Annotated in this window: 20 protein-coding genes and 4 tRNA genes; 6 read left to right on the top strand and 18 right to left on the bottom strand. The window is 52.5% G+C overall.

Annotation, left to right across the window (positions count from 1 at the left end):
• Window positions 1-121 precede the first annotated feature (121 nt).
• From BW979_RS12690 to BW979_RS12680, 3 genes are all read left to right on the top strand, one after another.
• Window positions 122-346, top strand: a complete 225-nt coding sequence (locus tag BW979_RS12690) for a hypothetical protein (protein ID WP_076383933.1) — start codon at window positions 122-124, stop codon at window positions 344-346.
• Entirely contained in the window at window positions 347-829 is a 483-nt protein-coding gene (locus BW979_RS12685) for a hypothetical protein (RefSeq protein WP_076383932.1), read from the top strand.
• Window positions 830-1,256: 427 nt separating this feature from the next.
• On the top strand, window positions 1,257-1,847 hold the full coding sequence (locus tag BW979_RS12680) for a hypothetical protein (RefSeq protein ID WP_076383931.1): 591 nt from the start codon (window positions 1,257-1,259) through the stop codon (window positions 1,845-1,847).
• 750 nt (window positions 1,848-2,597) lie between these two features.
• On the opposite strand, the gene BW979_RS12675 is transcribed toward BW979_RS12680, so the two are convergent.
• Window positions 2,598-3,020 (bottom strand): hypothetical protein, encoded by a 423-nt coding sequence (locus tag BW979_RS12675; RefSeq protein WP_076383930.1) that lies wholly within the window; start codon window positions 3,018-3,020, stop codon window positions 2,598-2,600.
• Between the two features lie 599 nt (window positions 3,021-3,619).
• On the opposite strand from BW979_RS12675, the gene BW979_RS12665 reads away from it, so the two are divergent.
• Window positions 3,620-3,871 carry a helix-turn-helix domain-containing protein gene (locus tag BW979_RS12665; protein ID WP_076383928.1) on the top strand — a complete coding sequence of 84 codons (252 nt, stop codon included), beginning with the start codon at window positions 3,620-3,622 and terminating at the stop codon, window positions 3,869-3,871.
• A 643-nt stretch (window positions 3,872-4,514) separates the two neighbouring features.
• Window positions 4,515-5,294, top strand: coding sequence for a recombinase family protein (locus tag BW979_RS12655; RefSeq protein WP_083714384.1), 780 nt, complete (start codon window positions 4,515-4,517; stop codon window positions 5,292-5,294).
• A 430-nt stretch (window positions 5,295-5,724) separates the two neighbouring features.
• Here BW979_RS12655 and BW979_RS12650 read toward each other — a convergent pair whose 3' ends face one another.
• The 7 genes from BW979_RS12650 to BW979_RS12620 all read right to left on the bottom strand — a co-directional run bounded on the left by BW979_RS12650 (window position 5,725) and on the right by BW979_RS12620 (window position 12,080).
• On the bottom strand, window positions 5,725-8,139 hold the full coding sequence (locus BW979_RS12650; protein WP_076383927.1) for an NACHT domain-containing protein: 2,415 nt from the start codon (window positions 8,137-8,139) through the stop codon (window positions 5,725-5,727).
• A gap of 132 nt (window positions 8,140-8,271) precedes the next feature.
• On the bottom strand, window positions 8,272-9,006 hold the full coding sequence (locus BW979_RS12645; protein WP_076383926.1) for a hypothetical protein: 735 nt from the start codon (window positions 9,004-9,006) through the stop codon (window positions 8,272-8,274).
• Window positions 8,999-9,811, bottom strand: coding sequence for a hypothetical protein (locus BW979_RS12640; RefSeq protein WP_076383925.1), 813 nt, complete (start codon window positions 9,809-9,811; stop codon window positions 8,999-9,001). The genes BW979_RS12645 and BW979_RS12640 overlap by 8 nt, the downstream gene beginning before the upstream one ends.
• Before the next feature lie 622 nt (window positions 9,812-10,433).
• Window positions 10,434-10,706: a hypothetical protein gene (locus tag BW979_RS12635; RefSeq protein ID WP_076383924.1), complete on the bottom strand. Its 273-nt coding sequence runs from the start codon at window positions 10,704-10,706 to the stop codon at window positions 10,434-10,436.
• A gap of 3 nt (window positions 10,707-10,709) precedes the next feature.
• Window positions 10,710-10,964 carry a hypothetical protein gene (locus BW979_RS12630; protein WP_076383923.1) on the bottom strand — a complete coding sequence of 85 codons (255 nt, stop codon included), beginning with the start codon at window positions 10,962-10,964 and terminating at the stop codon, window positions 10,710-10,712.
• A gap of 481 nt (window positions 10,965-11,445) precedes the next feature.
• The gene (locus tag BW979_RS12625; RefSeq protein ID WP_076383922.1) at window positions 11,446-11,748 is read right to left on the bottom strand and encodes a hypothetical protein; all 303 of its coding nucleotides are present in this window, start codon (window positions 11,746-11,748) and stop codon (window positions 11,446-11,448) included.
• A gap of 255 nt (window positions 11,749-12,003) precedes the next feature.
• Window positions 12,004-12,080: transfer RNA gene (locus tag BW979_RS12620), tRNA-Val, on the bottom strand.
• 183 nt (window positions 12,081-12,263) lie between these two features.
• On the opposite strand from BW979_RS12620, the gene BW979_RS12615 reads away from it, so the two are divergent.
• On the top strand, window positions 12,264-13,547 hold the full coding sequence (locus BW979_RS12615; protein WP_076383921.1) for an NAD(P)/FAD-dependent oxidoreductase: 1,284 nt from the start codon (window positions 12,264-12,266) through the stop codon (window positions 13,545-13,547).
• Window positions 13,548-13,753: 206 nt separating this feature from the next.
• On the opposite strand, the gene BW979_RS12610 is transcribed toward BW979_RS12615, so the two are convergent.
• The 10 genes from BW979_RS12610 to accD form a co-directional block, all read right to left on the bottom strand.
• Window positions 13,754-13,830 (bottom strand) — tRNA-Asp (locus tag BW979_RS12610).
• Window positions 13,831-13,919: 89 nt separating this feature from the next.
• Window positions 13,920-13,996: transfer RNA gene (locus BW979_RS12605), tRNA-Asp, on the bottom strand.
• 58 nt (window positions 13,997-14,054) lie between these two features.
• Window positions 14,055-14,130 (bottom strand) — tRNA-Val (locus tag BW979_RS12600).
• Window positions 14,131-14,232: 102 nt separating this feature from the next.
• Window positions 14,233-15,006, bottom strand: a complete 774-nt coding sequence (locus BW979_RS12595) for an SDR family oxidoreductase (RefSeq protein WP_047229233.1) — start codon at window positions 15,004-15,006, stop codon at window positions 14,233-14,235.
• Window positions 15,003-16,214, bottom strand: coding sequence for an O-succinylhomoserine sulfhydrylase (locus BW979_RS12590; RefSeq protein ID WP_047229234.1), 1,212 nt, complete (start codon window positions 16,212-16,214; stop codon window positions 15,003-15,005). Before BW979_RS12590 ends, BW979_RS12595 begins: the two co-directional genes overlap by 4 nt.
• A 56-nt stretch (window positions 16,215-16,270) precedes the next feature.
• Entirely contained in the window at window positions 16,271-17,776 is a 1,506-nt protein-coding gene (gene purF / locus BW979_RS12585; protein ID WP_047229235.1) for an amidophosphoribosyltransferase, read from the bottom strand.
• Window positions 17,777-17,817: 41 nt separating this feature from the next.
• Window positions 17,818-18,378, bottom strand: a complete 561-nt coding sequence (locus BW979_RS12580; protein ID WP_039593931.1) for a CvpA family protein — start codon at window positions 18,376-18,378, stop codon at window positions 17,818-17,820.
• 99 nt (window positions 18,379-18,477) lie between these two features.
• A complete protein-coding gene (locus BW979_RS12575; RefSeq protein ID WP_047229236.1) occupies window positions 18,478-19,146 on the bottom strand; it encodes an SPOR domain-containing protein in 669 nt (222 codons plus the stop codon).
• Window positions 19,130-20,437 carry a bifunctional tetrahydrofolate synthase/dihydrofolate synthase gene (folC, locus tag BW979_RS12570; RefSeq protein WP_076383920.1) on the bottom strand — a complete coding sequence of 436 codons (1,308 nt, stop codon included), beginning with the start codon at window positions 20,435-20,437 and terminating at the stop codon, window positions 19,130-19,132. The genes BW979_RS12575 and folC overlap by 17 nt, the downstream gene beginning before the upstream one ends.
• On the bottom strand, window positions 20,434-21,354 hold the full coding sequence (gene accD / locus BW979_RS12565; protein WP_047229238.1) for an acetyl-CoA carboxylase, carboxyltransferase subunit beta: 921 nt from the start codon (window positions 21,352-21,354) through the stop codon (window positions 20,434-20,436). The genes folC and accD overlap by 4 nt, the downstream gene beginning before the upstream one ends.
• Window positions 21,355-21,427: the final 73 nt, after the last annotated feature.

The following is a 21,427-nucleotide window of genomic DNA, read 5'->3' as shown; positions in this document are numbered from 1 at the left end:
TCATCATGGATCGTACTGGTTACACAAATAAGCAACATACGCTCCAAGTAATGCTTACGACGATTGCAAACAACCTAAGAGGCACTGGTCGGAAGAAACTGAATAACAAGGATGAATTGCCATGAGTGCTAGTCTGGATTATTTCAGTCGTGGAATTGCAAAAGCATTTGAACGACGTGCAAAGGCACAGCAACAGGCCACCCAAGTCGTAGAAACGGTTCATAGTGACAGTGATGCATTGATCAGTGTAGATACTAGCGATACAAAAAGCACCTACATCACTAAAAACTATCAAGCCGCCGTAGTGCAGAAAATTATCGCACTAATTCACAAGAGGGGAAATTAAATGAGCGAGAAGACTAAGATTGTAGTGAGCGGAACTCCACCTAAGTGGAATGATGCGGAATTCGAAGCCCGTGTTGATGGATGGGTAAATGTTTATCGAGGCACTACCCAGTGCATGGAGCTTGTGCGGTCGCCACTGCCCCATGATTTCCTCGAATCGGTAGCTTCGAAAGTGGCAGAGGGCTATACAGTCGCTCGCAATCAAGGTGTTACACATGAAGCCCTAAATCATTCTTGCTGGATGATAAAGCCAGACGAAAAACAGAAGAGGGATATTGATGACATTCGTATCCGAGTGAAATCTCAGTACGTTGAATTCCTACAAAGTGAATACGTTCGATATCAAGACTTGCTACGTCAACAACTTATTCAAGCAGCGGAAGCGAAAGAACAAAAGAAGATCGATGACGCTCGCAACAAGCGAATGTTAGAAATTGACAAAGAAGTGAGCAATACATTTTCCCCGTTGGTCATTCCTGGGTAAACGAATGATCTAGTGACAGGCGCTGTGGGCAACGCCTACTAGAACCTCCTACAACGTGTTCAGAGCACATTCCAAATGCAAGCCAACCCAACGATGGCCCCGACAGATTACCCAGTCTGTGCGGGGCTTTTTGTTTACTCAGATTTAACACAGCAGCTCCCACCTCACGGTTATGAATGCTGACTCATGACAAGCTCATGAAGAGGGACGATTTTTTAGAAAAGCAAAATGTCAAGTTTTTTTGACGAGCGGTATCTACTCTGGTATAATGCCCCCCTCAAACAGACCGCTCAAAACCTCATGGTGATCATTAGTCGATTCCGACTCAGTGCATCATGCGGAGTTTTTACGCCTGTGATTTAACCAAAACAACCGGCAATACCCGAGAGGAAATGCCTATGAACTGAACGAACCAAGGAGAATTACCATGCAAGAACAAGCTACATCGAACTCATTGGCACATGGGTGCAACGCTTTTCAAGCCGCAGCAAACGACGCCTGCGCAATCCGTGATGAAAAAACCAAGCGTAGGGTTGGTCGCCCACGTATCGTGACAGTCAATCCAGTGTCTGTGATTCTACCTTCTCTGTTGGCAGAGAAAAAAAGACCTGCGTGGCTTGATGATATTCTGTTTGGTAGCATCCTCACCGCTGTAGGACAATCTCGGAGCGTTTCTAATGTTTCGATGAAGGACGTGCGTGCCGCTCTCTGGCTTCCCACTTTTGAAACAGTGTCGCTACAAAAGCTCGGGTATGAAAAACGTCAGTCGGAAAGAGTTATTAAGGCTGCCCGCTTCGTAGCGAACGGCATTATCAAATACCTCGAACGCAGCCAGCCAAAAACTCTCGAGCGCCTCAATGCTGATGCTGAGCTTGAGGTTAGTCATTCTTATTACACCACTAGACTCGAGAGATATCGCCCTCTCAAACCAGTGCCCGATGAGATAGTTGAGCTTTATCGACAGGGCGACTACTACGGCTATGGAAAAGCCTTACGCGATTTCCGGCGAACGGATTAACGTCGGAAAGAGAGAGCAAAGCGAACGATGCTTTTTCTTCAGGGTGAACACCCTGCGTACGTGACCAATACGCCAGCCTTGGTCACGATTGATCATTTTTTAATTAACGTCGGAAAGAGAGAGCAAAGCGAGCGACTGTTAAAGCGTAAGCTTTGAATAGGTTAATTTGAGATTAGTATAGTCTTCTGTGTGGGACACACAGGATATATATTAGTGAAGTCGGAAAAGAGGAGAGGTTAGACCTCTCAAATCAAAAAACTTTCTCTTTGGAATAAGTATTCTATCGTATACGACAGTGGTTACAATATTCTGTGTTATCACACAGAGTTAAGATCACGGGCGGGAGGGGTTATTACCCTTTCTCCCTAAGAGCATTCACTCCTTCGTCGCTCACTGCTAACACTGATTGTATAGGGACTTACAAGTTCTATAAGTCATTCCTGATTTTCAATCACAGCATGTCAGCAAGTTCCTGTGTGAACACACACAGAATATTTACTTGCTGGCCTTCAGGGGAAGAGGAGCGGTGGATCAAAAAAACCAGGTATCCACTTCACAAAGTCATCGGTGAACATGATACGTCATCATTGATTTTCAGACGATTGATTAACATCTAGTCTGTGTGCGATAGCAGTAAGGCTCCACAATCGCTTTTGAGGGACTTTATGTTTAAAGCAATATGCGCCCCCCCCCTGAGCGCCCAGCGACGCTCAGAGGTTTCTACGGCGTATTGTATGTATCAGTAGGCTGTTAGTACGAGGATGCACGAATGTCCATCATTGGCTGGAAGACAACTCTGAATATTTGGCTCTCACCAATCTGTATCCATGTTGCCAGTTCTCTTCTGAACGCACTAGAGCCGCCACACCGTCCGGTTGCTTCAGGGTCTGGCCCAACGCCGATTAGCCTTCTACCCGGCTTCAAATAAAAACGAGCTTTCTCGTCTCCACCAATACGCGCTACAAGCTTGCCATCGATAGAAATAGCAAATAAACAACCCACACCATTCACGTCTCCCTCCCTGATAACGGTGACGCTGGCATCGCGTCCCTTGTCTTCTGATTGGTAGGCAAGCAATCGATTTGCAGGTACAGGTATAGCATCCCCGGCAGATTGAGGTGACGCGCAGCCGTTCAAAATCGCAATCGCAGCAACGGCAAACATTGGTCGCATGAGTTCTTCCTTGTTTTAGGTGAAATGAAGATTTGAGTGCTATTGTTTTGAGGAAATTTGCGTTTCTACATGAAATCTTTAGAGGGTATATAGGTGTTAATTATCGGGGCGTCATAGTTCTTACCCGAGCAAGTAACCTTATAAGTAAGCTCGTTTTCTTTAGAGCTTTCATTAGCCTTAATCAGTGCCAATCCTTTCCCTGTCTGAGTACAAGATAGTATGTCATGCATGTAAATTCGGTTTGTTTTCTCGGTTACTGGAAATTCCTGGCAGAAACTCAAATCTCCTGTACAAAGCTCAAGTTTAAGAGCGTAAAGCTCCGTAGCGCCTTGCACCGATGACACCTTGTTAGCTGCCTGTAGACCTGAGCTACACAGAATGCTCAAGATCAAAGTTGCAGCCGACGTCTTTAGAGTGCTCATAACGATTTCATTCCGATTATTCATTGCCTGTAGTCACCCAGATGAGTTTCAGGAGGGTCAACGATGACTGCGTCTTCCCATATTGGGAGGAAGCAGAATAGCGAGAATATCTGAATTTCAGATATCTGAAAACCAGATATAGCTTGCTGGGCTGAATCTCGCGAAACGGCCTCCCCCATGCCAAAAACGATCTATAGACCCGAACACGACGTACTGCTATCACTTTTGAAGAAGCACAGGAATGCAGCCAAGTTGACACAGGCTGAGTGCTCAAAGGCTTTGAGCCGCCCTCAATCGTTCATGAGTGACGTAGAAAGTGGAACACGTCGGCTGGATATTATTCAGCTCCGAGACCTGTGCAAGGTGCTTGGGATCAGTCTCTGCGAATTTGTACAGGAGCTAGAGAACGCTATCGCGGTTTCTAACTAATTCAGCCCTTTGCCGACCACTGCTCTTCTACCGCATCTCCAAGCTAATCCCTCGACGGTCAGCCAGTCAGAAACGAGTAGTTTCAGGCGTTTGAACAGAGCTAGTATCAGGGGGGAATAACAGGGGCTGTGCGTCGGCGTTTTGTAGCGATCAAGCTGCAACACTGATTAAACCTGGGCTTGAAGTACCTTTAGGCTAAGCGCACTGCATTCTCGCCCTCACAACCCAAATTTGTAGTAAATCTTCGAAAAAACGTAAGCAAATCGTAGCGGCCTGCGCTCATCCGTCACATCTGGAGCAAGAGCCTTGAAGCCCATCTCCTCAACGCTCAAGGATGAAGACATGCCAGACAATACAGATGCCCACATCGACACAACGCGCTGACCCTTCTGCTGCACAACCAGCACGCGATTGCTGCTGCAATTGAAGAACTAGCCGTGTGGGTCAGGTCAAAAGGCTCACCCGAAGTGCATGGCAACGTGATCGCGGCACTGGAAACCATTGACATGAACGCGTCGGCTCTCACCAATGCGATTCTCAATCTGAGGCAATAGAGCACGGTTTAAACCACTCATAACAAACCTAGAACGACCATTCTAGATTTGTTATAACTGCTCTCAGACGGAATTTAGAGGGCGCGAACATGACCAACACCTCCACCAACAAAATCGACGTAGTTAGCTACTGTCGTGTATCCAGTCAAGCACAAGGAGAAAGTGGGTTGGGTCTTGAAGCTCAACGCGAGTACATTGCTCGTGCTGCCCAACAGAATGGTTGGAACATCGTTGGTGAGTTCGTGGATGTTGTTTCGGGTAAGTTGGCTATCGAGGACCGTCCCGAAGGCAAGAAGGCGCTGGCAGCGTGTAAGAAGCTGAAAGCACAACTGGTAGTCGCCAAGCTGGATCGCCTATCCCGCTCGGTTCACCACATAGCCCGCCTGATGGAGCAGACAGAGTTCAAAGTGGCAACTATGTCCCATGCCAAGACATTTGAACTTCACTTGTTTGCAGCGCTGGCTGAACAGGAAAGAACCTTCATTGCCACTCGCACCAAGGAAGCTCTGGCAGCCCTACAGGCTCGTGCTGATGATGGTGACGTACAGTCTGTTGAAAAGATTGCACGCCGTACTGCGGCACTAGAGAAAGGTCGTACCGCTACCAATCGGGCGAAGGCTGGTGAAGCGATCCGAGAGCGTGTGAACCACTGGCAAGAATCCGTGCGTGATCCGATTGATCTATGCATACGCAAAGGTGGTCGCACACTTCAACAAGTTGCTGATTGCCTAAATGTTAAGGGTGTCACCACAAGCCGGGGCGGTGAATGGTCATCAATCCAAGTAAGTCGAGCAATGAAGAACTTGGGGTTCCAGTTCCCTTTGAAACAAATCGCTCTCCAAGCCTATAGAAGCAACGGTCAATGCTGAGTGTGTGCATGCGCCCGGTGTCTGCATAGGATCGCTCAAGAAGGGTGGCAGGCCGCTTCCATCGGATTTGGCGATTTAAGCCGCCCGCCCTTCGCCTCAGAAGTCAGGGCCGTTAAGTCTAGCCGATCAATATCCACGGATTCCATCACCATCAAAATACAATTTTTCACCAAATGCCGACTTTTTATTAGTGGCAGGGTTGTAGGAATAAAATTAATACAGAAGCTTGAGCCACCTATTCTGCATAGAAACCGTACAATTGTCTCAGTATGAACAACTCGATGATTACGTGGTTCACTTTTAGGTAATCTTTAAGCACCCCGCAAGTCTGAACCAGTAAGGCAACGCGTTATTGAACAGCTATGAACCACTATATAACATAACAGTCGAGCTCAAACTAAGCTCACATACGATTAAACTATACACCAAACTAATCATCACGATCCTCCCTTAAAAATCTTGGCCCCGTTCTCTTAACTAGCTTATGAGACACCTGGACCATATTTTCAGGATCATGATACTCTTTAAAGTAATTGACTATCAATGCACCCTTTTCAGATATAGTTAGCTCTTCATGATAACCAGAAAGCATTCTATATCCCGCTACGACTTTTTCTTGCTCAATCTTATCCAATCCAAAAATTTTGTAGTTTGGAGATAGTATGGCTTGCAGCTCGGAAAAAATAGCTGAAAAGTCAATTTCAAGAACTAGCTCTCCCGAATTAAAGTCAGCCTTGAAGGCAACCAGTATTAATCTAATGAGCGGCGCAGATCGACCATCAGGGATAGCTATTTGATTCTTCTTCTTACCCTTACCAGAAGCTACAATCTTATTAAGATCCTCTATCGAGCACACCAAGATAAGGGCAGCTATTCTGGTTTTAAGCGAGATCTTAGCTTCCGGTTTAATATACGAAAAACTGAGAATCAAACATAATAGACCCATCAAGCGCACATCTCGAGAATGGGTTTTCTGGAAGATCCTGAATAGAGAATCCTGAACCTCAATTACGCTTTGCCCAAGAGATTGCACATTCAGAATTTCCAAATAGGATATCACCACCCCCCATGGACTTTCATAAAAATCAACCGAAATTTTACCTTTCCCTACACTTCTCAAGCCCGAAGCCACATATTCCAAAAATAAAAATTTTATCCCACCTTTAAAGTCTAATAAGGACTCACACATAGAAGTTATAAAGTCTCCATCTACGGATTCTTTCAGGAACGCCACGACCTCCGGACTAACCGCACTACTAACATCGGTTAAATTCGATGAGGACCATTGGGCATTCAAAATAAACTCTGAGACTAAAAACTCCTGATATGATCGATGTGGGAAATAAAAATTATCTGCATTTTTCGCTTCAAGTATCGATCCGGATATAAGATCCCTCAATATCTCGTCGTTCTTAAATTCCTTTCCTTCTGAGTATTTTTGCAGCAGGCTTCTAGGTAGCTCTCCGGAACCAAATCCACTTGCAGCCGAATCGTTCCAAAGCCACCAAGCGACCTCGCGAATAAATGTCCTTCGTTGTTCGGCACCAAAAACACGACGAGAAGGCTTCTTCATCTCCCTATCGATTATATCGTCTAAAAAAATCTTATATAGTTCATAGCGTGAATAGTTCCATAGCTCATTTTTAGGGTTCCCCGCAATATCAGCCAGCATCTTCGCCTGAACCGGGCGCTGAATTAACTCCTGAACTTTCAGCTGTTTTATTTCGAATATTCGGGCCGCCAAAAACTCAGAAGCGCTCACATCTCCTAACAAACTTTTCGATCGAGAAACCGAACAAACATTGTATCCGATATATTTCCCTATAAATTCATAAGCCCTTTCAACAGTAAACATATCTAGATCAATTTCACGATAACTCACCCACTCAAAAGATCGGAGTTCCTTATCTTTTATTCTCTTAACACCCTTTATTACCAGCGAATACTCATAATCGCTTAAAAAAGCTGAGGGCCGTCCTAGCATTACAACTTTTGATTTCCCCTCCAGCAACTTTTTTAGCTCTTCAAAATTAAACTTAAACTCATCCCAAGAAAGAGCATGTTTCATCTCATCAAAGCCGTCGAGCAATATTACAAACAACCCTTCTCGATTAAGCTCCATAAAAAGCTCATAATTATATCTCACCACACCTTTAGAGGAAGCAAGGACTTTCCCAAGCAAACCTTCAAGACTTTGCTCAGAAGATATATCACCAAGCCTTATATATATTGGAATTCGATTAGTAGCTCCTGCCACATATTCGTCGGACAGCTTAGATGAAAAATGTTTTGCGAAGCTTGTTTTACCCATCCCGTAGCCAGCTAGAATTGCTATGGGCTGATAGTCAGAATTTCCCACCCACTCAGATAGCTCATTTTCTAAATCTACCCCTTTATCGTAATGAGGCTTCATATAATAATCACGAAGCCCTCCCTCATCATACGCCGCGCGTAAGCCATTCAAATATCCCGTAAAATCCATTAATGACGACTGAAACTCCTCAATGGTAAAAAAGTCAATTTTATACTCCTGCAAATAAACTCTGGTATCAGGACTAATCTCTTGAGGAGCAATAACGTAAACATTATCGACATAATTATTTGAAATTAACTGCTGGTAGTCTGGTATAACATGCCGCCTAACATATTCCTTAGTTAACGGCTTTAAGTAGTTTTTGCATTCAACCACTGTACGCAGACTCCGACGCCATGCACTACTCTCAAAATACACATCAACTTTTTTCGAGCCAATTCTACGCTCCACCTCAACATTTAAGTATTGAGCAGCGCGCAGTAACTTAGCAACATAATCTCTAAGTTCATCTCCCTTTTTGACCGTACTCACTGACCACCTCTAGAAATTTAAATACGCAACCAACTATTAACCTTGAGCATGTATAGAACTCAAAGCGCGCCGAATCTCCAATGGAATGCCTGTATCCCCTAAACTAATCGTTTGAAAACGCGTAAATTAGGATCAACTTAACACGGAGCGAAATTGAACTGTCATATTTTTTATTGACTCTTTTTCAAAAAAACCTAGGTCCCGAGGATAGCTTAAAATGGCCCATTCTGAGTACGCTTCAGCCATCCCTAGCAGATGATGAACCTTAACTGGTAGCATTATTGTAATCATATCTACGTACCTAGAATGCTCCTCCTCCGGGCACAAATCTTTGACAATCTTGAACAAAGCGCAGAAGGCTTTAACCACAGAATATAGTGAACCATGAGTCTGCTCATCCAATTCATTTATCAGTTCACAAGCCTCGTTAAAAGACCTTTTTTTCTGTGTGATTTCCCTCAGTACGAATCCTACCGACTCACCAGCCTCGATAAAATCGTCCTTCCCCGGCCCAACTTTCAACTTTAAGCTTCGATACTCAGCTAAGGCCATTTCAGAAAAATTGAATAACGACCCCTCAAACGCTCTAAGCCTCTCATTGTAGCGTGCCTCGGCCAAATCCGCTTTCGCTTGCTCGGCCTGACCTATTGCCTGTTCCAGAGCCTTTTCTTGAGAGCTAAAGCTTTTTATCAAAAGATAAATAGTAATAAAGTTCAACAGGGGATTTAGTATACCTCCGGTGTAATCGCCAAAAGTCCCCCAAACCCCCTGCTCGGACGACAGCTCGCCACCAAAGACATAATAGTAGACACCCCAAACTATAAATAGAAAGGCGACGGCCAGTACAATAGGATTATACTTACGCATCGACTGAGTGAAGAATATAGTGTTTTATACGACCATCAAATGCCAGCACTTCAGTAACAAGCGCCTTTATCTTATAAAAATCATCATTAGCCAACCGCTTCAGACTGTCCGCCAATGCATTTTTTTGCGCTCTCGGCATCAACTTAATACTTTTTGGAGAAAAACTTATGGACTCGGAGTCTTCTTCCTCAATAAACCTTCCCGTTCCTCTTCTTGCATTGAATCGACTAACCGCAACCTCAATAGTTTTCACATTAGGGTTCTTAGTCTCTGCAAAAAGATAGTTACCAGTACTTTTATCAAAAGACAAAAGCGGAGTTCTTGCCTTACTCAGAGTAACTTTATAACCCTGACCTGTTACAGGATGATGAATTCTTTCCAGCGGCCTTTTTAACCGCTCTAATAACTCATCTGAATGCTTCATTTGTCTGTACCACTGATTCGCTTTTCGAAATTCAAGCTTGGTACTACCCCCCACCGGAATCCGCAAATGAAGTTTAAGCAACTCGATATATGCATCCATACCGATATACTTGATAACTCTAATGGATTCCTCACCATTAAACTCTAACTCCATCTTCTGCCTGAACGAGCCTACAAAAGAATTTTTAAAATTTAGACTAAATCCTTTAACAGAAGGCGTTTGCTTCACCATACTGTCATTAACAATAGCATGAGTCGTTAACGCCACGGCCTCCGCGAGACCACCTATAGCATCCGCCCCATAGTAAAGATTCAGACCATGAAACTTACTTTCACCAGAATCAAATGTTAATTCCAGTGGCACCACAATGTTACCTTGCATACTATTGTCACCTCAATAAATTAAATCAGGCACCATTCGAAACGAGGAAACCAACCGACCTTTACGAGGAAGACTTGAAACAAGATAACGGTGTTTATAGAAAACGGATTACTGATTGTTCATCCATAAACGCGGCAGTCTGCATGAATTCCTTTCCCGCATAGCGACACTAACAAGCACGCCTAGGCACATTGCCACTATAACGTGCGATAGCGGAAAACCCAACATAGCCAGCAAAAAGACGTGACCGCACATCACAAGGGCATACCCACCCTCAGCGACGAAAAAGGAATATCTGGCAGGACTTGGTGGCTAAGCTTGCGTGGAATATAATCCAACAAGGGAATGCACCACTTAGGTGTACCTGCACGCTGTCACACTTTGAGTTTTTTTACTGAGAAATCCTTGATAATTCAAGGACTTGCGTTATGGAGGCAACCCCACCAGCCACACCCGACAGACAACATCACCACCTCGTTAGGACACTAGAGTTTAGTGCACATGCGATCACCACAGCCGTTAAAAAGCTGCGTCGAAATCATCAGTAGGCTGAAGGCAGATACCGCAATACAAAAACCCCGCCGAAGCGGGGCTTTCCATCACATCAAGACCTCCAAAACTGTTACTGCCGCCATTCTGTTGGCCCTTGCTCCCCCGGCATGACCAACGCCTCATAATTCGAGATGCCGGCAGCACGTGCAGCAGCCGCCACCGTTGCCTTCGTGAAAGTGACCGCACTGTCTATCGTGTTACCGGGAAGGAACCACGCAGTCCACAAGGTTGTGAGCTTGTGCTTTGAATAGTTTTGACCCTTGAGATACTCGTAAAACTTCGCTCTCGCTGACTGAGTTACGTTGCCGTTCAAGTCCACCGTTAAGGTTACAAAAATGGTCATGACTCATTTCCCCCGCGCTTTGTTGGCTTGAGAGACGACCGAACCAGCAAGGGTCTTCGTCTCGTCGCTGTACTTCTCACTCTGAAGCACCCGGCCAGCTTTCGCTTCCATCTCAGCACTGGTTTGCTTACCAGTGTTGGCTTGGGCCAACGTGGACGCAGCGAGACTCTTGGCGATTGCAGAGGCACGAGGATCGCGGAGGGTTTCGGAAGCCAGCTTGGCAACCTTAGTAGAGGACTGCTTTGGATTACTCGACATAACATTTACCTGTGTAGCAAAGGATAGAATGTCAGCCCCAAGGATTGCCGGCCAGCAGAGAGCTGTTGACGATCCCGTCAATGTTTGGCTCAATGCAGTCCCCCTAGGGCTAACGTAATCGCTACTGTTTAGCTTTAGTTGGTGCGGATGGTTGTGCTTCGGTCTCCACAACTAGAACACGACCATTCGCAGACTTTTCTAAGCACCTCGTTCGAGGTCAGAAGCTAACGGCAAACCCCAACATGTAGGGTTTTTTCGCCGCTGAGATACAAGATAATGCGTTTTCCGGGGTGTTGCAACGTGCTACCTGTGGATATGCCTGTGCGTAAATTGTGTGTGAAAGGTAGAACTGCTCTGTAGGCCACGAGATAGCTTAAACAGACCTTTTTTCAACAATTACGATGACTTGAAAACATCTTCGATTCCAGGCGATGGACGCGTCAAAAATATGGAGAGAAGTCATGTTTTGCGAGGGGGTTAGTTATTTCTTTCCGTGATCCCCATAGGCATACCCCATCCTCTTAGTCGCCTCTTGGCTTTGTCTGAGGTAAATGTCACTCAGCGTCCACCTCAGCCTCTCATTCTCAGCTTTCAATATCCCAATCTCTTTCAGTGCACCCCGGTACATGACGATCAGCCCTGCAAGCTCCCTGTGGGCTGCTCTGAGGTTACGGCGGGTCAGCTCCAGGTCTGAACAGAGTATGTCCACCTGATGCTTAAGCATTTCCTCACAGCTAGGTAGACCAAGCTCAAAACCACTGTCATCGATCAGATTGTCTTGCATTGCTGTCACACCAAAATACTGTACAAATGAACAGTATCCGTACAGCGAAGGACACTCAAGACAAGGGGGATGAACGGTGGTTCGGCGGGAATGAACGGGAGAAATGACCTCGGCAAACTCGCTAATGTGGCGTTCACATTGCCCCGTGTGAACGAACCCGATATTTTGTGAACGTTCTGCCTGAATCCGAAGCAACAAAAAAGGGCCAACCTCTCGGTTGACCCTTCTAGACCGCCCAGCAGAGCGGATTTTGTTTGGTAGGCGCGATTGGACTCGAACCAACGACCCCCACCATGTCAAGGTGGTGCTCTAACCAACTGAGCTACGTGCCTGCTGTGAGGCGGCATTCTACGGAATTCCGAAGGGGTGTCAATACCTTTTTTTCACCTAACCCTATGAATATGCAAAATATTTAATTTCGCCAAAGCGCCGAAGATTTGGCGGTGGCTGGCGGCTGATTTTTATCTCGGGTAGGATCGGCGCATTCGTAAAAAATATAAAACAGAGGTTGCAGAATGGCGAACACACCGTATCCAGAATCTTATTACGCCGCGTCGGCCAATCCGGTTCCAGCTCGCCCTGCCCTGCAGGATGATGTCGAAACGGATGTTTGCGTGATCGGCGCTGGTTACACCGGCCTGTCCTCTGCGCTGTTTCTGCTGGAGAACGGTTTCAAGGTCACGGTCCTTGAGGCGGCAAAGGTTGGCTTTGGCGCTTCAGGTCGTAATGGCGGGCAGATCGTTAACAGTTACAGCCGCGACATCGACGTGATCGAGCGCAGTGTCGGGCCTCGGCAGGCGCAGTTGCTGGGCAATATGGCGTTCGAGGGCGGTCGGATCATTCGCGAGCGGGTGGCGAAGTATCAGATTCAGTGTGATTTGAAGGATGGCGGAGTATTCGCTGCCCTTACCGCCAAGCAAATGGGCCATCTGGAGTCGCAGAAGCGTTTGTGGGAGCGTTTCGGGCATACCCAGCTTGAGTTGCTCGATCAGCGGCGTATTCGCGAGGTGGTGGCCTGCGAGGAGTATGTGGGCGGGATGCTGGACATGAGCGGTGGGCATATTCATCCGCTGAACCTGGCCCTCGGTGAGGCGGCGGCGGTGGAGTCTCTTGGCGGGGTGATTTATGAGCAGTCGCCGGCGGTGCGCATTGAGCGTGGCGCCAGCCCGGTTGTGCATACACCGCAGGGCAAGGTCAGGGCCAAGTTCATCATCGTGGCGGGTAATGCTTATCTGGGCAATTTGGTGCCGGAACTGGCAGCCAAATCCATGCCTTGCGGCACCCAGGTGATTGCCACGGAACCGTTGGGCGATGAGCTGGCTCGCAGCCTGCTGCCTCAGGACTATTGCGTTGAAGACTGCAACTACTTGCTCGATTACTACCGACTCACGGGCGACAAGCGCCTGATTTTCGGCGGCGGCGTGGTGTATGGCGCGAGGGATCCGGCAAACATTGAGGCGATCATTCGTCCGAAGATGCTCAAGGCCTTCCCGCAGCTCAAGGACGTGAAGATCGACTACGCCTGGACCGGAAACTTCCTGCTGACGCTATCGCGCCTTCCGCAGGTCGGGCGCCTGGGGGACAACATTTATTATTCCCAGGGCTGCAGCGGCCATGGCGTGACGTATACGCACCTGGCGGGCAAGGTCCTGGCCGAGGCGCTGCGTGGTCAGGCTGAGCGTTTCGATGCGTTTGCGGACCTGCCCCACTACCCCTTCCCCGGCGGTCAGTTGTTGCGTACGCCGTTTGCGGCGATGGGGGCTTGGTATTACGGGCTGCGGGATAGGCTTGGATTCTGACGCGTCGGACGACTTCATAGAAAAGGGCTGCTGCGCAGCCCAGCGGGAGCAAGCTCCCTCGCCACAGGCGTGTTCCAACCTTTCAGTGTCATTATCCCGAAAACAAAAAACCCCGGTCTTTCGACCAGGGTCTTTGCTATCGACTAGAAGTAGCTTTTCAGCTTTCTTCTTAGCTTCAAGGCGTTCAGTGGGCCTCGAAGCAGATATGGCGCAGCGGACGGGACTCGAACCCGCGACCCCCGGCGTGACAGGCCGGTATTCTAACCGACTGAACTACCGCTGCGTATCGCTATGGACTTGCGTCCAGTTAACTCGTCTGATCCAACCCCTTGGGCTTGGATCTCGAACCAGGCGAACCTGCTTCGGAAAATATGGCGCAGCGGACGGGACTCGAACCCGCGACCCCCGGCGTGACAGGCCGGTATTCTAACCGACTGAACTACCGCTGCGCGTCGGTGGAGGCTTTTGACAGCTTCCGTCTTGCTTTCGCAAAACTCTCGTAAAACATGGTGGGTGATGACGGGATCGAACCGCCGACATTCTGCTTGTAAGGCAGACGCTCTCCCAGCTGAGCTAATCACCCTTTGCTTCGTTGAGGCCGCGAAATTTACGCAGGTACCGAAGCTAAGTCAATAGCAGGGTTGAAGTTTTTTCAAAACAGTTCAAGCGGCACGCACAACCGCTCTCACTCATAAATCATTTTCTTGGTCATGCCGCCGTCCACCACGAACTCCTGGCCCGTGACAAAACCGGCATTGCGCGACAACAGCCACGCCACCATCGCCGCTACATCCTCCACCGTGCCTACCCTGCCTGCCGGATGCTGAGCATGATCGGCATCGCTGAGCGGCTGCGCGCGACGCTGGGACGGGTCCCGTGCGTCGATCCAGCCGGGGCTGACAGCATTGACCCGGATCTCCGGCCCAAGGCTGATCGCCAAGGCATGGGTCAGGGCGAGCAAGCCGCCCTTGCTCGCCGCATAGGCTTCGGTGTCGGGTTCTGATTGTGCGGCACGGGTCGAGGCCAGGTTGACGATGGCGCCATTGTGGGCACGCAGGTAAGGCGCACAATGCTTGGCCAGCAGCATGGGACCACCCAGGTTCACCGCCAGGACCCGATTCCAGTAGGCCAGATCCAGGCTTTCCAGGGTGATGTTGTGGGGATCGGCGATGGCCGCGTTGCACACCAGCGCGTCAAGCCGCCCAAACTGGCCCAACACCTCGGCGATTCCCGTGGCGACTTGCGTCTCATCCGCCACATCCATGGTGATGAACCAGGCGTTCTCCCCCAGCGTCTTGGCGACCTTGGAGCCGCGCTCACGATCCAGGTCAGTCAGCACCACCTGCCAGCCCTCACAGATCAGCCAGGTAGCAATCCCCAGGCCGATACCCCGCGCGGCGCCTGTCACCAGAGCTACCCGGCCATGAGTGCCGCCGTGCGGCGTTGCCAGCTCGATCACAAGGCGGCCAACCCACGGGCCAGATCGGCTTGCAGGTCAGCCACGTCCTCCAGACCCACCGCGACGCGGATCAGGCTGTCGCGGATGCCCGCTGCTTCACGCTCCTGGGGCGTCAGGCGACCGTGGGAGGTGGTGCTTGGGTGAGTGATGGTGGTTTTGCTGTCACCCAGGTTGGCGGTGATGGAAATCAACCGGGTGGCGTCGATGAAGCGCCATGCGCCCTCCTTGCCCCCTTTGACCTCGAAGCTCACCACCGCACCGAAACCGCGCTGCTGACGCGCGGCCAGGTCATGTTGCGGATGGCTCTTGAGGCCGGCGTAGTGCACTTTCTCGATGCCATCCTGCTGCTCCAGCCACTCAGCCAGCAGTTGGGCGTTGGCGCAATGGGCTTTCATACGCAGGCCCAGGGTTTCCAGGCCTTTGAGGAAGATCCAGGCGTTGAACGGACTCAAGGTCGGCCCGGCGGTGCGCAGGAAGCCCACCACTTCTTTCATCTGCTCGCCACGACCGGCCACCACGCCGCCCATGCAACGACCCTGGCCGTCGATGAACTTGGTCGCCGAATGCACCACCACGTCGGCACCCAGCTTCAGTGGCTGTTGCAACGCCGGCGTGCAGAAGCAGTTATCGACCACCAGCATGGCGCCCTTGGCGTGGGCGATTTCCGCCAACGCGGCGATGTCCACCAGCTCGGCCAGGGGGTTGGACGGCGATTCGACAAACAGCATCTTGGTATTGGGCTTGATTGCCGCATCCCAACCGGACAAGTCCGCCAGGGGCACGTAATCGACTTCCACGCCGAAACGCTTGAAGTACTTTTCGAACAGGCTGATGGTCGAGCCGAAGACACTGCGCGACACCAGCACGTGGTCGCCAGCGCTGCAAAAGCTCATGACCACGGCCATGATCGCCGCCATGCCGGTGGCGGTGGCCACAGCCTGCTCGGCACCTTCCAGAGCAGCGAGGCGCTCTTCGAAAGCCCGCACGGTGGGGTTGGTGTAGCGCGAGTAGACGTTGCCCGGCACCTCGCCGGCAAACCGTGCCGCCGCATCGGCAGCGGTACGGAACACGTAGCTGGACGTGAAGAACATCGGATCGCCATGCTCGGCTTCCGGCGTGCGGTGCTGACCGGCGCGGACCGCCAGGGTATCGAACGCTACACCCTCAAGGTCGCTGTCCAGCCGACCGGCATCCCAATCCTGACTCATGCTGTCGCTCCTGTAGTCATTAAACGCAAACCGGCCCCTCAGGGCCGGCTTGTCACTCAGTTGTTGTACAGATCGATGATCGCGCTGACCGCCTGGGTCTTGGCCTTGGACGCATCGTTACGAGCGTTCTCGATCTTGTTCAGGTAGGCCTCATCGACGTCACCGGTGACGTACTTGCCGTCAAACACTGCGCAGTCGAACTGCTCGATCTTGATCTTGCCACCACCCACCGCTTCTATCAGGTCCGGCAGGTCCTGATAGATCAGCCAGTCGGCGCCGATCAGGTCGGCCACTTCCTGGGTAGTGCGATTGTGGGCGATCAGCTCGTGGGCGCTCGGCATGTCGATGCCGTAGACGTTCGGATAACGCACGGCCGGCGCCGCCGAGCAGAAGTATACGTTCTTGGCACCGGCTTCACGGGCCATCTGGATGATCTGCTTGCACGTGGTTCCGCGCACGATGGAGTCATCCACCAGCATCACGTTCTTGCCGCGAAATTCCAGTTCGATGGCGTTGAGCTTCTGGCGTACCGATTTTTTCCGCGCGGCCTGGCCGGGCATGATGAAGGTACGGCCGATGTAACGGTTCTTCACGAAGCCTTCGCGGAACTTGACGCCCAGGTGGTTCGCCAGCTCCAGGGCCGCGGTGCGGCTGGTGTCCGGGATCGGGATGACCACGTCGATGTCGTGGTCCGGCCGCTCGCGCAAGATCTTGTCGGCCAGTTTCTCGCCCATGCGCAGGCGGGCCTTATAGACCGAGATGCCGTCGATGATCGAGTCCGGGCGCGCCAGGTAGACGTGCTCGAAGATGCACGGAGTCAGGCTCGGGTTGGTCGCGCACTGACGGGTGAACAACTTGCCGTCTTCGGTGATGTAGACCGCTTCGCCCGGGGCCAGGTCGCGAATCAGGGTGAAGCCCAGCACGTCCAGGGACACGCTTTCCGAGGCAATCATGTACTCGACGCCTTCGTCGGTGTGACGCTGGCCGAACACGATCGGGCGGATGCCATGGGGGTCGCGGAAACCGACGATGCCGTAACCGGTGATCATCGCCACGACCGAGTAGCCGCCGACGCAGCGGTTATGCACGTCGGTCACAGCGGCGAACACATCTTCTTCGGTAGGCTGCAGCTTGCCGCGCTGGGCCAGTTCATGGGCGAAGACGTTGAGCATCACTTCCGAGTCGGAGTTGGTATTGACGTGGCGCAGGTCCGATTCGTAGATCTCCTTGGCCAACTGCTCGACGTTGGTCAGGTTGCCGTTGTGCGCCAACGTGATGCCGTACGGCGAGTTGACGTAGAACGGCTGGGCTTCGGCCGAAGTCGAGCTGCCCGCTGTTGGATAGCGCACATGGCCAATGCCCATGTGACCAACCAGGCGCTGCATGTGACGCTGATGGAACACGTCACGCACCAGTCCATTGTCCTTGCGCAGGAATAACCGGCCGTCATGGCTGGTCACGATACCGGCAGCGTCCTGGCCGCGGTGCTGGAGCACGGTTAGCGCGTCATACAGCGCCTGATTGACGTTCGACTTACCGACGATACCGACGATGCCACACATGCGACACAACCCCTACTTAATGGATCTGAACTGAACAACACTCACTGCGGCGTTTTGGCCATCGGCAAGAGTTGTTCCTTGAACGGTATTTCAGCGGGTACGCTGATACCGCTGGCAAGCCACTGACTGCTCCAACCCAGGATCAGGTTCTTGGACCAGTCTGCGACCAATAGAAATTGTGGCACGAGCCGGGACTCCTGCCACCACGTATCCTGCTGTACCGGCCCCAGGCTCAATAGCCCGACAGCCACGACCACCAGCAACGCGCCACGCGCCGCGCCGAAGGCCATGCCCAGGAACCGGTCCGTCCCGGAAAGCCCGGTGACGCGAATCAGTTCGCCGATCAGGTAGTTGATCATTGCGCCGACCAGCAAGGTGGCGATAAACAAGATGGCACAGCCCGCGATCACGCGGGCCGACGGAGTTTCAATGTATCCGGCGAGGTACTGGGACAACGAACCACCAAACATCCAGGCTACGACCCCCGCGATGATCCAGGTCAGCAGCGAGAGGGCTTCCTTGACGAAGCCGCGGCTCAGACTGATCAATGCGGAGATGGCGACGATTGCAACGATCGCCCAGTCAACCCAGGTAAATGGCACGGTGCAGCCTACAGACGGATAAGGCGGCGCATTTTAGCAGAGGCCAGAGCTGTCGGTAAGCTGCGATTGTCAGTGTGATTCAAATCAGGCAAACCGCCGTCAACCGCGCTCAGGCTGAAAACGCACCACAAAACCCTTGAGGTTCTGCTGGCGGCTGAGCAGGTCCCGCAGCCGATCGGCCTCGGCACGCTCGATCAGCGGCCCCACAAATACGCGATTCTTGCCATCGGCGGTGCGGATATAGGCGTTGTAGCCCTGGCTGCGCAGGGTTTTCTGCAGTTTTTCGGCACTCTCACGATTGCTCAGGCTGGCCAACTGAACGGACCAACTGACCGACAGACCGTTGGCGTCCACGCGGCTTTGCGTGGTATCCGGCTTGGCCGGGGCTGGGGTAATCGGTTGGGTCGGGGCCGGCTTGGCCACCGGTGCTGCCGGGGCTGGAGCGACTGCCGGCTTGCTCGGAGCCGGCGCTGCCGTGGCGGGCGCCGCCGGCGCAGGCTCGATCGGCAGGGAAGGCGCAGGTTGCTCGGCCAGCTCCTCGTCGCTCGGAACGGGTTCCTGGGGTAGCGCTTCAGGTTCAGGCACCAGCACCGGCTCGACCTGCACGGGCGCAACAGACGGCGCCTGAGGGGCAGCCGGAGCGTCGACCGTAACCTGGCGCTGCTCATCCTGACGAGAAAACAGCATCGGCAGGAAAATCACCGCCAAGGCCACCAATACCAGGGCCCCGACCATGCGCTGCTTGTACGCTTTATCCAGCAATGCCATCTGCAGCTTCCTCCGTGGAGCGCCGGGCCAGCCATTGAAGGGCCTCGGCAACACAAAAAAATGATCCGAACAGCAGGATCTCATCGTCGACCGTCGCCAGGGCGCACTGCCCTTCCAGCGCTGCGGCCACGCTGTCATAAGTCTCTACGCAAGCGCCGCGACACTGCAAGGCTTCCCGTAGTTCGGCAGCCGGGCGCGAGCGCGGAGAATCCAGCGGTGCTACCGCCCAATGCTGGACACTAGCACCCAACGCATCGACAACGCCATCCAGATCCTTGTCGCCAAGCAGCCCAAACACCGCCAGGCGGCGCCCGGCTACCGGCCGCCGCGCCAAGCGCTCGGCCAGATACTGCGCCGCATGAGGGTTGTGGCCGACATCAAGCAGCAGATTCAGGCGTTTGCCGTGCCAATCGAACTGGCGGCGATCGAGACGACCGACGACGCGAGTCGCTTGCAACGCTTCGATAATTTGCCCGGCATGCCATGGCAGGTCCAGCAACAGGTAGGCCTGGAGCGCCAGCGCGGCGTTCTCCATCGGCAGCTCCAGCAGCGGCAAATCGCGCAACTCCACCGGATTGCCCCGGGCGTCACTGCCCCGCCATTGCCAATGCTGCTCAGTCATTGCCAGGTCGAAATCCCGCCCGCGCAGAAAGAACGGACAGCCCAACTCGCGGACCTTGTCCAGCAACGGTTGAGGGGGATTGAGGTCACCACAGAGCGCAGGCGCGCCCGGGCGGAAGATGCCGGCTTTCTCGAAGGCGACGGACTCACGGGTGTCACCCAGGTAATCGGTATGGTCCACACCGATGCTGGTGACCAGCGCAACGTCCGCATCCACCAGATTGACAGCATCGAGCCGGCCACCCAGGCCGACTTCAAGCACCACGGCATCAAGACCGGCACCCGCGAACAGCCAGAACGCCGCCAGGGTGCCCATCTCGAAATAGGTAAGGGAAATCTCACCCCGCCCGGCTTCCACCGCAGCAAAGGCTTCGCACAACTCGGCGTCAGAGGCTTCGACGCCGTTGATCTGCACCCGCTCGTTGTAGCGCAACAGGTGCGGCGAACTGTAGACACCTACGCTCAACCCCTGGGCCCGCAACAGCGAGGCCACGAAGGCGCAGGTCGAACCCTTGCCATTGGTGCCGGTAACGGTGATGACCCGGGGCGCCGGCTTGGCCAGTCCCATGCGGGACATTACCGCTTGCGAGCGCTCCAGCCCCATATCGATGGCTGACGGATGCAACTGCTCAAGGTAGGCAAGCCAATCGCCCAGGGTACGTTGGGTCATATGTTCGCTGGCACCGGCGGAACCACGATCGGCTCGATAGGGGCGGCGACGAATTTCGGGGTCGGCAGGCCCATCAGTTGCGCCAGCAGGTTGCCCAGACGCGGACGCAATTCCTGGCGGTGGATGATCATGTCGATGGCGCCGTGCTCCAGCAGGAACTCACTGCGCTGGAAGCCTTCCGGCAATTTTTCGCGCACGGTCTGCTCGATAACGCGCGGGCCGGCAAAACCGATCAGCGCCTTCGGCTCGCCAACGATCACATCGCCCAGCATCGCCAGGCTGGCGGAAACGCCGCCGTAGACCGGGTCGGTCAACACCGAGATGAACGGAATGCCTTCTTCACGCAGACGCGCCAGCACCGCGGAGGTCTTGGCCATTTGCATCAGGGAGATCAGCGCTTCCTGCATACGCGCACCACCGGAAGCGGCAAAGCAGATCATCGGGCAACGGTTTTCCAGGGCATGGTTGGCGGCACGCACGAAGCGCTCGCCGACGATGGCCCCCATGGAGCCCCCCATGAAGGAGAACTCGAAGGCCGAAACCACCACCGGCATGCCCAGCAGGGTGCCGCTCATGGACACCAGGGCGTCTTTTTCGCCGGTCTGCTTCTGGGCCGCGGTCAGGCGATCCTTGTACTTCTTGCCGTCGCGGAATTTCAGGCGGTCCACCGGCTCCAGGTCGGCACCCAGCTCAACACGGCCTTCGGCGTCCAGGAAGATGTCGATACGGGCACGCGCACCGATGCGCATGTGATGGTTGCACTTGGGGCAAACGTCCAGGGTCTTTTCCAGCTCGGGGCGGTACAGCACCGCTTCGCAGGATGGACATTTGTGCCACAGACCTTCAGGCACCGAGCTTTTTTTCACCTCGGAACGCATGATCGAAGGGATCAGTTTGTCTACCAACCAGTTGCTCATGCTTTCTTTCTCCAGTACCGGTGACCCGAACGCTCTGGTTCGCGGTCCCGCGTATGCCCTTGAGCTAAATTCA

Origin of the sequence: Pseudomonas sp. A214, from assembly GCF_900156295.1 — a bacterium.
GTDB classification, from domain to species: domain Bacteria; phylum Pseudomonadota; class Gammaproteobacteria; order Pseudomonadales; family Pseudomonadaceae; genus Aquipseudomonas; species Aquipseudomonas rhizophila.
Note: the sequence above shows the minus strand (reverse complement) of the source record. Positions and strands in the feature narration are given on the sequence as shown.

Bases quoted from the DNA above. Each gene is read 5' to 3' on its own strand.
- BW979_RS12690 (WP_076383933.1), top strand. From the start codon at position 122: ATGAGTGCTAGTCTGGATTATTTCAGTCGTGGAATTGCAAAAGCATTT.
- BW979_RS12685 (WP_076383932.1), top strand. From the start codon at position 347: ATGAGCGAGAAGACTAAGATTGTAGTGAGCGGAACTCCACCTAAGTGG.
- BW979_RS12680 (WP_076383931.1), top strand. From the start codon at position 1,257: ATGCAAGAACAAGCTACATCGAACTCATTGGCACATGGGTGCAACGCT.
- BW979_RS12675 (WP_076383930.1), bottom strand. From the start codon at position 3,020: ATGCGACCAATGTTTGCCGTTGCTGCGATTGCGATTTTGAACGGCTGC.
- BW979_RS12665 (WP_076383928.1), top strand. From the start codon at position 3,620: ATGCCAAAAACGATCTATAGACCCGAACACGACGTACTGCTATCACTT.
- BW979_RS12655 (WP_083714384.1), top strand. From the start codon at position 4,515: ATGACCAACACCTCCACCAACAAAATCGACGTAGTTAGCTACTGTCGT.
- BW979_RS12645 (WP_076383926.1), bottom strand. From the start codon at position 9,006: ATGCGTAAGTATAATCCTATTGTACTGGCCGTCGCCTTTCTATTTATA.
- BW979_RS12640 (WP_076383925.1), bottom strand. From the start codon at position 9,811: ATGCAAGGTAACATTGTGGTGCCACTGGAATTAACATTTGATTCTGGT.
- BW979_RS12635 (WP_076383924.1), bottom strand. From the start codon at position 10,706: ATGACCATTTTTGTAACCTTAACGGTGGACTTGAACGGCAACGTAACT.
- BW979_RS12630 (WP_076383923.1), bottom strand. From the start codon at position 10,964: ATGTCGAGTAATCCAAAGCAGTCCTCTACTAAGGTTGCCAAGCTGGCT.
- BW979_RS12625 (WP_076383922.1), bottom strand. From the start codon at position 11,748: ATGCAAGACAATCTGATCGATGACAGTGGTTTTGAGCTTGGTCTACCT.
- BW979_RS12615 (WP_076383921.1), top strand. From the start codon at position 12,264: ATGGCGAACACACCGTATCCAGAATCTTATTACGCCGCGTCGGCCAAT.
- BW979_RS12590 (WP_047229234.1), bottom strand. From the start codon at position 16,214: ATGAGTCAGGATTGGGATGCCGGTCGGCTGGACAGCGACCTTGAGGGT.
- purF (WP_047229235.1), bottom strand. From the start codon at position 17,776: ATGTGTGGCATCGTCGGTATCGTCGGTAAGTCGAACGTCAATCAGGCG.
- BW979_RS12575 (WP_047229236.1), bottom strand. From the start codon at position 19,146: ATGGCATTGCTGGATAAAGCGTACAAGCAGCGCATGGTCGGGGCCCTG.
- folC (WP_076383920.1), bottom strand. From the start codon at position 20,437: ATGACCCAACGTACCCTGGGCGATTGGCTTGCCTACCTTGAGCAGTTG.
- accD (WP_047229238.1), bottom strand. From the start codon at position 21,354: ATGAGCAACTGGTTGGTAGACAAACTGATCCCTTCGATCATGCGTTCC.